Origin of the sequence: Parafilimonas sp., from assembly GCF_047606085.1 — a bacterium.
Classification (GTDB): domain Bacteria; phylum Bacteroidota; class Bacteroidia; order Chitinophagales; family Chitinophagaceae; genus Parafilimonas.
The window spans coordinates 1-11,814 of the sequence record NZ_JASGEX010000090.1; the positions used below are offsets into that span (position 1 = coordinate 1).

Annotated in this window: 18 protein-coding genes and 7 tRNA genes; 17 read left to right on the forward strand and 8 right to left on the reverse strand. The window is 39.6% G+C overall.

The genetic code is table 11. The annotated features are described in order from the left end of the window. Nucleotides 1–125: 125 nt before the first annotated feature. From QM629_RS07715 to QM629_RS07740, 6 genes are all read right to left on the reverse strand, one after another. Entirely contained in the window at nt 126–428 is a 303-nt protein-coding gene (locus tag QM629_RS07715) for a hypothetical protein (protein WP_415158862.1), read from the reverse strand. Between the two features lie 80 nt (nt 429–508). Beyond that, the gene (locus tag QM629_RS07720) at nt 509–715 is read right to left on the reverse strand and encodes a hypothetical protein (RefSeq protein ID WP_415158864.1); all 207 of its coding nucleotides are present in this window, start codon (nt 713–715) and stop codon (nt 509–511) included. 55 nt (nt 716–770) lie between these two features. Then, nucleotides 771–1,058, reverse strand: a complete 288-nt coding sequence (locus tag QM629_RS07725; protein ID WP_415158866.1) for a hypothetical protein — start codon at nt 1,056–1,058, stop codon at nt 771–773. A 467-nt stretch (nt 1,059–1,525) separates the two neighbouring features. Next, entirely contained in the window at nt 1,526–2,392 is an 867-nt protein-coding gene (locus tag QM629_RS07730) for a hypothetical protein (RefSeq protein ID WP_415158868.1), read from the reverse strand. Between the two features lie 25 nt (nt 2,393–2,417). Next, a complete protein-coding gene (locus tag QM629_RS07735) occupies nt 2,418–3,575 on the reverse strand; it encodes an anti-sigma factor family protein (protein ID WP_415158870.1) in 1,158 nt (385 codons plus the stop codon). Nucleotides 3,576–3,593: 18 nt separating this feature from the next. Beyond that, the gene (locus QM629_RS07740; RefSeq protein ID WP_415158872.1) at nt 3,594–4,079 is read right to left on the reverse strand and encodes an RNA polymerase sigma factor; all 486 of its coding nucleotides are present in this window, start codon (nt 4,077–4,079) and stop codon (nt 3,594–3,596) included. Nucleotides 4,080–4,267: 188 nt separating this feature from the next. Here QM629_RS07740 and QM629_RS07745 point away from each other — a divergent pair, with 188 nt between their 5' ends. The 13 genes from QM629_RS07745 (at nt 4,268) to QM629_RS07805 (ending at nt 8,564) form a co-directional block, all read left to right on the forward strand. After that, nucleotides 4,268–4,552, forward strand: a complete 285-nt coding sequence (locus QM629_RS07745; protein ID WP_415158874.1) for a hypothetical protein — start codon at nt 4,268–4,270, stop codon at nt 4,550–4,552. A 148-nt stretch (nt 4,553–4,700) separates the two neighbouring features. Beyond that, nucleotides 4,701–4,874 carry a hypothetical protein gene (locus QM629_RS07750; RefSeq protein ID WP_415158876.1) on the forward strand — a complete coding sequence of 58 codons (174 nt, stop codon included), beginning with the start codon at nt 4,701–4,703 and terminating at the stop codon, nt 4,872–4,874. A 542-nt stretch (nt 4,875–5,416) separates the two neighbouring features. Then, a complete protein-coding gene (locus tag QM629_RS07755) occupies nt 5,417–5,554 on the forward strand; it encodes a hypothetical protein (RefSeq protein ID WP_415158878.1) in 138 nt (45 codons plus the stop codon). A 104-nt stretch (nt 5,555–5,658) separates the two neighbouring features. Beyond that, nucleotides 5,659–5,731 (forward strand) — tRNA-Pro (locus QM629_RS07760). Between the two features lie 7 nt (nt 5,732–5,738). After that, nucleotides 5,739–5,810: transfer RNA gene (locus QM629_RS07765), tRNA-Gly, on the forward strand. 5 nt (nt 5,811–5,815) lie between these two features. Continuing rightward, a tRNA-Gln gene (locus QM629_RS07770) sits at nt 5,816–5,888 on the forward strand. A 5-nt stretch (nt 5,889–5,893) separates the two neighbouring features. Further along, nucleotides 5,894–5,965 (forward strand) — tRNA-His (locus tag QM629_RS07775). Between the two features lie 179 nt (nt 5,966–6,144). Further along, nucleotides 6,145–6,231: transfer RNA gene (locus tag QM629_RS07780), tRNA-Ser, on the forward strand. Nucleotides 6,232–6,321: 90 nt separating this feature from the next. Beyond that, nucleotides 6,322–6,393 (forward strand) — tRNA-Phe (locus tag QM629_RS07785). A gap of 5 nt (nt 6,394–6,398) precedes the next feature. Then, nucleotides 6,399–6,470 (forward strand) — tRNA-Trp (locus QM629_RS07790). A gap of 27 nt (nt 6,471–6,497) precedes the next feature. Further along, nucleotides 6,498–6,995: a ribonuclease H-like YkuK family protein gene (locus tag QM629_RS07795; protein WP_415158880.1), complete on the forward strand. Its 498-nt coding sequence runs from the start codon at nt 6,498–6,500 to the stop codon at nt 6,993–6,995. 29 nt (nt 6,996–7,024) lie between these two features. Next, the gene (locus QM629_RS07800; RefSeq protein WP_415158882.1) at nt 7,025–8,401 is read left to right on the forward strand and encodes an RtcB family protein; all 1,377 of its coding nucleotides are present in this window, start codon (nt 7,025–7,027) and stop codon (nt 8,399–8,401) included. 40 nt (nt 8,402–8,441) lie between these two features. Beyond that, nucleotides 8,442–8,564, forward strand: a complete 123-nt coding sequence (locus QM629_RS07805; protein WP_415158884.1) for a hypothetical protein — start codon at nt 8,442–8,444, stop codon at nt 8,562–8,564. Here QM629_RS07805 and QM629_RS07810 read toward each other — a convergent pair. Beyond that, entirely contained in the window at nt 8,551–8,697 is a 147-nt protein-coding gene (locus tag QM629_RS07810) for a DEAD/DEAH box helicase family protein (protein ID WP_415158886.1), read from the reverse strand. The two genes, QM629_RS07805 and QM629_RS07810, sit on opposite strands and share 14 nt — an antisense overlap. A gap of 87 nt (nt 8,698–8,784) precedes the next feature. On the opposite strand from QM629_RS07810, the gene QM629_RS07815 reads away from it, so the two are divergent. The 4 genes from QM629_RS07815 to QM629_RS07830 all read left to right on the forward strand — a co-directional run bounded on the left by QM629_RS07815 (nt 8,785) and on the right by QM629_RS07830 (nt 11,558). Then, nucleotides 8,785–10,299 (forward strand): NAD(P)/FAD-dependent oxidoreductase, encoded by a 1,515-nt coding sequence (locus QM629_RS07815; RefSeq protein WP_415158888.1) that lies wholly within the window; start codon nt 8,785–8,787, stop codon nt 10,297–10,299. Nucleotides 10,300–10,334: 35 nt separating this feature from the next. Next, the gene (locus QM629_RS07820) at nt 10,335–10,571 is read left to right on the forward strand and encodes a DUF4160 domain-containing protein (protein WP_415158890.1); all 237 of its coding nucleotides are present in this window, start codon (nt 10,335–10,337) and stop codon (nt 10,569–10,571) included. 1 nt (nt 10,572) lies between these two features. Then, on the forward strand, nt 10,573–10,851 hold the full coding sequence (locus QM629_RS07825) for a DUF2442 domain-containing protein (RefSeq protein ID WP_415158892.1): 279 nt from the start codon (nt 10,573–10,575) through the stop codon (nt 10,849–10,851). A 269-nt stretch (nt 10,852–11,120) separates the two neighbouring features. Next, a complete protein-coding gene (locus tag QM629_RS07830) occupies nt 11,121–11,558 on the forward strand; it encodes a hypothetical protein (RefSeq protein ID WP_415158894.1) in 438 nt (145 codons plus the stop codon). 16 nt (nt 11,559–11,574) lie between these two features. Here QM629_RS07830 and QM629_RS07835 read toward each other — a convergent pair. Then, nucleotides 11,575–11,814 (reverse strand): hypothetical protein (locus tag QM629_RS07835; protein ID WP_415158896.1); only part of this gene is annotated, 240 nt, incomplete at its 5' end.

Sequence of the window (11,814 nt, forward strand, 5' to 3'; positions counted from 1 at the left end):
GCCGCAAACCGGGCAGGTTCGCTTCGTTCGGCTCCGCTACGCCTCACTTCACTTCACCTGCCCGCGGGTTAACTCTCTATACAGCTACTAATAAGCTATTTACACAAAGAAATAAACACTACCAATTAATGATTAACAGGATAAAAATATTCTATTGTCATAAAGTAGCGGCATTCTTTAGATATAATTTCACTAATAGTCTTTTCAGTTAAAATATTTTGATCAAAATCAGCAAGTATTTTACATATATCTGATGGAAGCTCAAATATGTTATCCCTTTCATATACTTGCGTCGTTCCATTTTCATCTAACCAATCGTCCTGAAAAATCAAAATATATTTTAAAGAAATGTTTTCCTCCTGGGAATATATGTGCAGCTTATATTTATTAATATCTTCTTCAACTATTGATGCATTTATTCTCATCATAAATATTTTTAGTGCTTATTATAAATAAAGCAACTTTTCAATTAGGGTTGTGAAATGAAGACACTGTTGTAACAGAATTTTTATAATCCATCCAACTTTTTAGTAGCTTTAATTTTAGCGTCGTCTTCATCTGTAGCTTCAACAAAAAAATAAATATTAGCAATAGAATCATGTGAAACAAATACAGGTCCCGTAAAGTATACATCAGTTGGTTCTACGGAAGTCAGTAATTCTGTTTTTGAATGTGTTCCATTTTCAAATAACACTTTATAAATTTTATTAGCCATTTTTAGTTTTTATAGATACAGATTGCTTCTCAAAAAGTTCACTACTTTGAAATTCTTACTTTAATTGCAATTCTAATTCCTGAATTTTCTTTTTAATTTCCTTTATCTGAAGTTTGACTTCAGATGATTTGTTTTCTATAGCTTGAAGTTGAGAGTTAAGTTCAATACTTTTTTCTTTTAATGTCTTTTCTTCCAGTTCAAATTTTTTAATTTCTTCTTTCAGTTTTTGAATATTGGCTTGAGCGCTCTCGCTATCATAATATTTTTTAAAACTTCCATATTTATTTAAAGTTTCTAATAAGGGTAAGAGTCCTTCTGTTATAAAATATTCTTGAAGCCACATTTCAAAAGTTTTTATTTCTCTTCAGAATAAAGCTAAATAGTAGCCCTGGTTCGGTTAATGATTTTCAAGAATTTTTATCAAAATTGGTATTTTCCACCAACGAATGGCTTTAGTATTAAAAGGCTTCAATTCTGCCAATGACGTTGAATTATGCTGCTATGAAAATATACAGCACAGGGGAGTGACACAACCGTGATGCCATCTGTTTGCCTGCCGGAAACATAAATAACTTGGGCTAAAGCCCATTGTGAGAGGTTTCAGATTACTAACCCCAGACTTAAGTTTGGGGTTAGTAAAAGCAGGCCCATAAAGGGCTTTAGCCCAAGAGAAAATATTTTGGTTGGACAAGAATGATAAAATAAAAAGCCGCGTAGTGCATACTACGCAGCTTTTCAAAGTTTCGCACAAAGCAAAGGAGTAAGCAGAGTACATCTCCGTTGGCTCCGCTTTCTTTGTGCGAAAAAATTTTACCAGTTGCTAAACCTCAGCCCAATTGTATAAGGATAATGTTTTGCATCTTCAAACAAAGTGTTGATGCTGTAACTGCCATACACACGCACCGGGCCAAGGCCAATTTCGGCAACATAAGCAAACATCCAGTCGTTAAGATCGAAGCCATCATGATTTTTTACTTTGCCGCGTTCATCGCTTATTTGTTTTGTATGGGTGAATATGCGGTAACCCGCGCTTACACCTGCACTGAAGTTAAGCCCGTGGCGGCGGCTGGTAAAAGGGTTTACGTTAAGCATGAACGGCACAGTGGCATAACCTGCATACAGCTTGTTCTTTGAAAAATCTACCGTGTCCATTATAATGTATGGCGCCTGCTCCTGGAAAGAGATATTGCTGCTGTAGCGATAATTATACATGCTTAAACCAAGGCCGTATTTAAGGTTAAGCACGTGCTTTGTTAGGTTTAGCTTTTGCATGAACAGCCAGATGTTTACATTGGATGACTTGCCGGTTATGGGTTTAAGGTCATGTTTATCTATGCCATCTTCTGCAAAGTTTGCGGCTTCCGGGCTGCCATAAACCGTTTTATCGTTATAGTTGGCAAAGCCAAGATCGAAGATGAGGTAGTTGGTGCTGATAAACCTGTTTGGGCGCGGCGCATGCACATATACGCTTTTCTTCGGTATATTGATGATTGTATAGTCTCCGCGGCGCGGCGGCAAACTATCATTGTAAGTATTTCTGTCTTTGTTATTTCTTATGATGATGAAATTGCCTACAAAAACCGTGTCTTCCGTGGAAGGTTTTCCAGTGGTATCGGTTTGGGCGAAGATTGCCAGCGATGACAGCATGATTATTCCTGTGAGTAACATCCGTTTCATTATATTGTTCTTTTGCGTTGTTTGATTATTGTTTTTTCGTGTTTATTTCAAAATTGGCAACCTGCAGCTTGCCATCTTCATTTTCATTATTATTTGGCCTGCCAAACATGCGGCCGGCTTTTTTAAAGAAGCCTTTTACTTTGTCTTTGTTAAGATCGAGCATGCCTATGCGCAAAGAGCGGTCTTCATCATTTGTGTTGATTTCTTTATAGGCAACATTGTAAGTGCGGTAACCATTTTGAAGCCCGTTATTTTCATCCTCTTTTACGGGCGTTTGTAATGACGCCGCATCATCCTGCTGATGATTGATGGTTTGTGGCAGGCTTGCTGCCACATCATGTTTTTCAGCTGGGGGTTCTTTCAACTGCCGGGTAATGTTGTTATTGCTGCTGCGTTTGATTACCGGCGGCTCATAAGCCACTTTATCCTGCTTGTTTTGTATAATATTATCTTCTGGATTTGGCGTAACTGAATCATCTTTCTTCTTTTTTACACTGGTTGCTTTAACTATAGTTTTCTGTTTAGATTTCCCAGGCAAAGTCTTTTCTGCAATAACAGGTTCCTGCTTCGCTTCTTTTTTAATACTATCTGTTGTAACAGCTTTATCAGCTAAAGCATTTTGCGTTGGCTGTTTTGTTTGATCAGGATTATTTATAGCAACAGGCGGCTTAACATTGTTTGCAGGTTGTATCATCCATACGCCAACGCCACATAAGCCTGTAAAGATGGCTGCCGCAGCCCAGTATAAAGGTTTCAGGTAAAATGTTTTTCTTTTTTCTGTTCTATACAGTGCTTCTTTATTACCATAGCTTATTACTTCCGGAACCAGCATGGCCTGTTTCAGGGTAATAAACTCTTCCTGCAGTTTCGGATGCTGCAATACATATTTCTCCACTTCTTCGCGTTTGGCCGGGCTTAATTCATTATCAATATATAAAAGAAAAAATTCTTCATAATTCGTTTCATTAATGGTATGGCCTTCTGTTCTCAGTAAGCCTTCTTTGTTATCGAACACAATATCTTCAGGAAAAAGCCTGGTGTTCTGCAGCATTTGCAGATCTACAGCAAGATCAGGGTTTTGCTGAACAAAGTTTTCCACTGCAAGTTGCTGCACAGCATTAAGCTCGCCGTCTATATACAGTAAGAAAAATTCTTCGTAATTATTTCTGTTGATCGTTTGCATTTTTTAACAGTTTTAAGCTTACAACACATTTTCAGGTTTTACCAGATAATTGCGCAGGTTAAGCCTTGCACGGTGCAGATAGACTTTTACCTGGCTTTCATTCAGTCCTGTAATTTGCCCTATTTCCTCATAGCTGTAGCCTTCATAATCTTTCAGCAATACCAGGCTTCTTTGTGTTTCATTCAGCGTATTCAATGCATCCTGTAAATTCTTTTTCAGGTTCGATACCGGCTGGCTGTATGTTCTTGCTTCTGCACTAAATGTATCTTTTAAACTTATCCTTTTTACTTTTCTTATATGGTCAATCATTTGATTGTATGCCACGGTAAACAAAAAAGCCTTTGATTTTTCCACGTTCACCGTTTCAAGATTGCGCCATAATTTTTCAAAAGCAGTTTGAACAATATCCCTTGCATCTTCCTCATGCCGCAGGTTTTTCACGATAAAGCGAAAAACATTATCGGCATATAAGTTAACGCACTCATTATAGTCCCGTTCGGTCATAAACGCTCTTTAAAAAGCTGTAAAATTAATATTCGAAAATTTGAATTTATTATTGTACGCATAAATGGGCTAAATGTTACAGTGGCCTGCATTTTTTTGGTTTGCCGGGCACGATAGGCCTGCGGCGTAATAACAACCTGTGGAAAATTAACAAAACTGCCTGTGCAGGTTGTTTTTAATTTTGTGGAATGACGAAACCTTCACAGGCATATCTTGATAAACTGCAGCAGGTGCTTGCAGACTGCAATTATACCATTCGTTACGAGCGGGGCACATTCCAGAGCGGCTGGTGCCTGCTTGAACAGAAAAGAATTGTGGTGCTGAATAAATTTCTTGATGTGGAAGGCCGCATAAATACGCTCACAGAAATTATTTCGCAGGTGCAGATAGATTTTGACAAGCTTACATTCGAAAGCCAGAAACTTTATACAGAACTTATGAATAACGCTGAAAACCTTCAGCAATATGGGTAGCCAGGTTGGGGATGAATTTCCCGTTTTTATTAACCTGCCGATACAAAACAAACTGCCGGTAAATTGTACTGCCATACACCATTGATCCCCTTAATTTTTATTGCCATCATAAAACTTTTAATGACCGGGAGATCAATAAAGAAAATTCATGAAAAAAATATTTCTGAAAATTTGGAAGTATGATATAAATAATTTCATCTTTGCAGCCGCAAAAGAAAATTCATCATTCATCATGCAACGCAAATCACTATATATTGATTTAACAAATAAGTTTAGTCCGATAATGGGCTACACTGTTTGCGGGGCGTATAATGCTGAATAATTTGTAATAAACAACGAATTAAACATACATAAGGCCCCGCAAAAAATGCGGGGTTTTTTATTTCTCTCCCTCTCCTTTGGAGAACTTGTCCCGACCATTCGGGAGGGGTGGGGGTGAGGTAAAAAAAATAAAATGCTAAAACAAAAACGACATACACAGTTTACAAAAACAATACTGAACGAAATGTTGCCATCGCTCAGGTGTTATTGGCATGTGCAGCCCAAGGGCAGTATTGTAATGATATGCAATGAGCTTGGCGATAAACATAAGCGGCCGGATTGTATTCGTACATAAGTAAAACACTTATGTAAAAAGAAAAAACCGGTCGCCAGAAACGACCGGTTTTTTTATGCGCACCCCTATAAAGGAGACTATGAAACAGGGCTGTAAGGTCTTAAAACCTTACAGGCCAAAAACAGAGCGTTGAAAATATTATGTGCAGAAAGGAGGAACAAGTGCTCCCGGTGAGATGCCCGTCTTGTTCGTATAAACCGTACAGGCGGAGGGAGCACTTTTAAAAAACAAAAAGGAGGGATTAAAAAATGGACAACAAATTTTTAATCAGAACACTGGTGAAATGTTTTGGCGAAACCAACACCATTAAGATGCTGAACTTAATGCACAAACGAAGCATTAATAAAAAAGCAAAGGCGTATAAAGCAAGGCTGAAAGGAGTTTGAAAACATGCTTGCTAAAACATGGCGAATGATTTTTCTTTTGTAGTGATGATGCACATTGATGCATGATGAAAAAGCGGTTCCGTATCTACGGGACTGCTAAAAATATAGCAGCATTCCAGCCGGTTGGATACTCCGTCTGGAACGGAGAGGCTGCAGGTTCGAGTCCTGCCTGCTATACAAAAATGTAGCATAAGCGTTGCTGAAGGCGTGCCGGTCTTCCAAACCGGAGGGGAGAGTTTGAGCCTCTCATGCTACACAAATTGTTGAGTAGTGCAATGGTTTAGCATATCAGCCTTTGAAGCTGATGATATTGGTTCAAGTCCAACCTCAACAACATACGTTGGCTTTAGCTTATGCGGTAAAGCGCCACACTGTGAATGTGGAGAACAGGGTTCCATCCCCGAAGCCACCCAATAATGTCTGAACCATGATTTGTGGGATTGAAAGAATTATTGGATTATAAAAGTTTATCAAGCTAATCCATAAATCGTATAAATCATGGTTCAGATAACCGGCTTGTAGCTCAATGGTAAGAGCAGTTGCCTGTTAAGGCATTGGTTGAAAGTTCAAATCTTATCGATCACGCAAACGGAGAGTTGACAGAGCGGTAATGTGCCAGCCTGCTAAGCTTGGGCTATCGTTAATCCGGTACAAAGGTTCGACTCCTTTACTCTCCGCAGCAAGTCCTGCTGGCAGACATGGCGTATGCATCCGGCTGCAAACCGGGAGAAGGAAGTTCGAATCTTTCGCAGGACTCAAAGCATAACGGACGAATAGCTCCAATGGCAGAGCATCATGTTGAAGCCGTGATAGTGTTGGTTCGAGTCCAGCTTCGTCCGCAAATACGGGTTTGGTGTAATGGCTAACATATCAGTCTCCAACACTGAAGATATAAGTTCGAGCCTTATGATCCGTGCAATAAAAAAGTTTTAAATGATGCGTTATGCAACAATGGAGAAGGTTCAATGGCACTGTAATTAAACAATCCATTGAAGAAGAAGTAAGGCAGGTGTTGATGAAAGAACAACAGGCAGGCAACAAAATGCGTGTGTGCATTGGTACAGACAGCCAGGTGAAAAACAAACGTATTGAGTTTGCCACTGTAATTGTTTTTGTGCGTGAAGGCAAAGGTGGCTTTATGTACATCAGCAATGAAACCGTGCAAAACAAAATGCCCGTAAAACAACGTATGCTGGAAGAAGTTTCCCGCAGCATTGAAACGGCTTACCGTTTATGCCAACTGTTTATTGCTTTTAATGTGGACATGGAAATCCATGCAGATATTAACACCAATCCAAACTTTAAAAGCAACAGCGCTTTGAAAGATGCAATGAGCTACATAATGGGAATGCCTGCCCGGTTGGACGGGGGCTTTGTGTTCAAAGCGAAGCCGCATGCTTTTGCCGGCAGCAGTTGCGCAGATAAGGTGGTAAACCCATAAAAATCGTAAATTAAAAACAACAAAACAAAATGAGTAAACTAAAAATAACAGCAAAAGAGTTAAGGGCAATCGGTTTTCCTGAAAGCCCGGTGATTCCTGTTGCCATGAGTGTGATGGAAAAAAATTTTAAGCATTACACCAAGGAAGAAGCGACAGAAATTTTAAAGGGCGTACTGGCTTCTCCGGTGGAATATAAAAATGACGAAGCGCTTGGTATGATAGCTGAAAAATTATTACCGAAAGGTATTGAAGGTGAAGCTGAAATCTCATTGAACAATACGGGCATTCAATTCAGCATATTTGGTGCGGAACATATTGAGCAAGGCGCGTTTCATCAAATGTATAGCGCCGCAAAACTGCCTGTTGCAGTAGCCGGCGCTTTAATGCCGGATGCACATCATGGTTATGGACTGCCGATCGGCGGTGTGCTGGCAACCAGCAATGCCGTTATTCCTTATGGTGTTGGCGTTGATATTGGCTGCAGGATGTGCCTTAGCATTTTTGATATGGATGCAAAGGAATTAACCAACAGGGAAAATTTTTTTGCAAGGGAAATTAATGAAGCTACTTTATTCGGCAGCGGTGCTACGTTTCAGCAGCCTGCAGAACATGCTGTGATGGATAGCGAAATATTTCAATCAACACCCTTATTGAAAGGTTTACAAGGCAGGGCCTGGAAACAATTGGGCAGCAGTGGGAGCGGAAATCATTTTGTTGAATTTGGTGAGGTAACCATTACTGAAAAAGATAAAATATTAAATGTGAACCCTGGTGTATATGTTGGTTTGTTATCACATTCCGGCAGCAGGGCGTTGGGTGCAAACATTGCCAATCATTATACTAAAATTGCTGTCAGCAAAAGAAGATTGCCACAGGAAGCAAAAAACCTGGCATGGTTGGATCTGAATGAAGCGGAAGGGATAGAATACTGGCTCGCTATGAACCTGGCAGGTGATTATGCAAGCGCATGCCATCATATTATCCATGCAAAAATTGCGAAGCAGTTGGGAAGGCAACCGATAAAAATGGTAGAGAACCATCACAATTTTGCATGGAAGGAAATGCATGAAGGCCAAGAAGTGATTGTACACAGGAAAGGCGCTACGCCTGCCGGCAAAAATGTGCTGGGTATTATTGCCGGCAGCATGACGGCAAATGGTTTTATTGTAAGAGGCAAGGGCGAAACTGCTTCCGTTAATTCTGCGAGCCATGGTGCAGGAAGGAAAATGAGCAGGACTGCGGCTATGGCAAGTATTACCCATAATGCTTTAAAAGAAGAATTGCAAAAGCATGGTGTGAAGTTGCTGGGTGGCGGTTTGGACGAAGCGCCGTTTGCCTATAAAAACATTAATGATGTAATGAAACCGAGCATGATAATTTTTTCTCACACAGGGGAATGTGCATAGCGAGGTTCCATGAGACAACTGAAAAAACAAATTTGCACGAATGAAAAGCCAGGCAGCATTGATAGATGTAATTGGAACATTCACACCAAAGATTGTGAAAATGGCGGGTCCGGAAACCAATCCTTTCAGGAAGAAAAAGAAAGATGAGATCATGGGAGAATAAACCAGAGATTCTTTGCTCTTGTGGTTTTTCCTGTTCCCGTAGGCATTTGAAACAACACATTTCTGCAATCGTTCCATGCAGCCATTATATCTTTAATTCCATTTGCCTGATAATCCCTTAGCGTTACACTCATTGCAAGTATTTGTTTGGCCTTTTGGTAATTGAGTTGTTTTAAGTTAAAGTTGTAGTATTATGTACTTTGCGCAATTTAAAATAAATTATGCCTGAAACATCGAGCCATTATGATATCGCAATTGCCGGCGCCGGCTTCGCCGGCGCCTTAACTGCTCTTTGTTTAAATGAATGTGGTTTCAATATTTGCCTGATTGAAAAAGGCAAACACCCGCGCTTTGCAATTGGCGAATCGTCCACGCCCATTGCTGATATGATCCTGCGTTCGCTTTCTTCGAAATATAACCTGCCCTGGCTGTATGATTTTTCAAGGTATGGAAGCTGGCAAAAAACACATGCCGAAATTGTATGCGGCATTAAAAGAGGGTTCAGTTATTATAAGCACTATCCTGGTAAAGAATTTTCAACGGATGCAAATCATTGCAATGAATTGCTTGTGGCAGCAAGCGTAAGCGATGCAATGTCTGATACCAACTGGCTGCGTGCAGACTTCGATGCTTTTCTGGTGAATAAAGTGAAAGAAGCCGGTATTGATTATTTAGAAGAAACAGAAATCACATCGGCTATAAGGAAAAAAAGCAAGTGGAATTTTGCTGTTCATTTTAATAACGAAAGCAAAATTATTCATGCATCTTTTTTTATTGATGCAACCGGCAGCGGCGTATTGGCGGATAAACTGTTTTCAGTAAAATCTTCAGCCGAAAGCTTTCTCACCAACTCATTTGCAGTATTCTCTCATTTCGATAACCTGCCGCGATGGACGGATCTGCTGCATCAAAAAAACATCACAACAACTGATTATCCTTACGATGCAGACAACTCAGCCCTGCATCATGTGTTGGATGAGGGATGGGTTTGGCAACTTCGTTTTAATGATAACCGCACAAGCTGGGGATTTGCATTGAACGGCAATAACACGCCATTGCAAAAAATGCAAACGCAGGAAATATGGAATTTGATGCGGGAAAAATATCCTGATGTAAACCATATACTGAAAGATGCAAAGCTTTCTGCACAACCGGGAAACATTATTCGCTCAGGAAGGTTGCAGAGAAAACTGGAAAGATGCTTTGGTGAGGGCTGGGCAGCTATGCCACATACCGTTGGTTTTGTTGACCCGCTTTTCAGCACAGGCATTGCATATTCACTGGCCGGCATTGAAAGAATGGTGGAGATGTTATCTGCAAACCGTAGCTTTCAGCAGCCGTTATATGATCATCTGAAAGAATACGAACATGTCGTTTTTAAAGAACTAAAACTGATTGACCTGCTGGTTGCAGGCTGCTATAAAACCATGCAGTATTTCCCGCTTTTCAATGCCTGGTCTATGCTGTATTTCACTTTTACCATCATATATGAACAGAAGCGTTTGAAAAATATTCCCGTAAAATATTTTCTGGAAGCGGATAATGATGAAGTGCAAAAAATTGCGTGCACTACCTATAAAGAACTGCTCAATATAACGCAGCCAAAAACAATATCACAGGCCGGTATGGATGCCTTTACCAATGCAATAAGAGAAAGAATAAAGCCTTATAATATAGCGGGTTTATTAGAACCTTCTTCTAAGAATATGTACCGTCACACCATGGCTGAATTGTAATTAGATTTTATCTTTATAAATATAATTGATGGATTATGCCTGAACTATTGAGAATTTTTGGGCTTCGGTTTTTCTTTTATAGCAATGACCATATTCCGCCGCATGTACATGTAAGAAGCACTGATGGCGAAGCGAGATTTACTATACAACCCGTAGCCTGTATGGAAAATTATGGCTTAAAGAATAAAGATATTTATCTTGCAGAGTCAATTATTGAGGAAAATCAGCAAATTTTTCTTAATCGCTGGAACGAATTTTTTAAAAATCTGTGATATGAATTTTTTCGATTACAAAGCATCTAAAGTGTGGGTAACTGATACGGATATATATGTAGTATTGCAAGATGGAAGACAGGCATCTTTACCTGTTAAAAATTTCCCTTTATTGCTTAGCGCATCACCGGAAGAACTAAAAAAATTTGAAATTATAGATGGATATGCGCTTTACTGGCCTTATTTGGGAGAAGATTTAAGTATAGCAGGTTTTTTTGAAACAGAAGATAATAACGAAACCCATAATACAACGGCATTACCTCTTTTAAATAATAAATAACGGGAGAGGCCTGAATATAGGATTTTAATACATCATCTCTTACAGCATCCAGCGCTTAAATTCAAACATATCATTACTTAACAGGAAAGAAGAGAAAGAATAAAGCCTTATAATATAGCGGGTTTATTAGAACCTTCTTCCAGGAATATGTACCGTCACACCGTGGCTGAATTGCAACTTTTTTAAATTAACATGAATTGCTATGTTTGTTTTTACGATACTTGCTTATTGAATTAACCAAGCCAAACAACAAGCGCTAATTATTGCTTATGAATATAAAAAACAAACAGGATTTGATATGCAAATTCCCAATCAAATCCTTCGTGCTGTTAGCGGGAATAATACTGATTTCAATTACCAGGATTTATGCACAACAAACTAAAGTTATAGCATACGATGGTATAGTTATAGCAGGATACGTTGATAAAGGCGGATTCGCCAATTTTATTGGCCCGGGCCTTAGCCTTACAAGCGGCAACAGCAAATATATTATCAGCATGCTGCCTTCGCTCAGGTTTAAAGAAGATAAGGCAACCCCTAAAAATTCTTTTGTAACCCCTACTTTGGGCGCTGGCTTTACGTATGCATATAAGCATCTGTCATTCCAGTTGCCGTTGTACTACCAGGCAAAAACAAGCGCTAAAAACGGGAAATGGCTTGTGGGTGTGGGATTGGGATGGAGGCTGAATAAGCCTGCCAAAAAATAATACCTGTACAAAGCAATTACTTTTCGGCCCTGCTTTGAATACGGACGGGTTTCAATGCATTCTGAAACCTGTCCGTATTAATCAGCCTGGTATTATACTTTTCCTGGTATTGCCTGTGCCTTGCATCCGAAGGGTAAGCCGCTTTTCCTGTATAAGGATAAGAAGGCATGTTATGAAAAGGCAGCGGCTCAACCGTCTGGCCGTAAGCGGTGTTTAAATCACCATCTTTCACCCAGCCTTCGCTGTAAATAAGAAA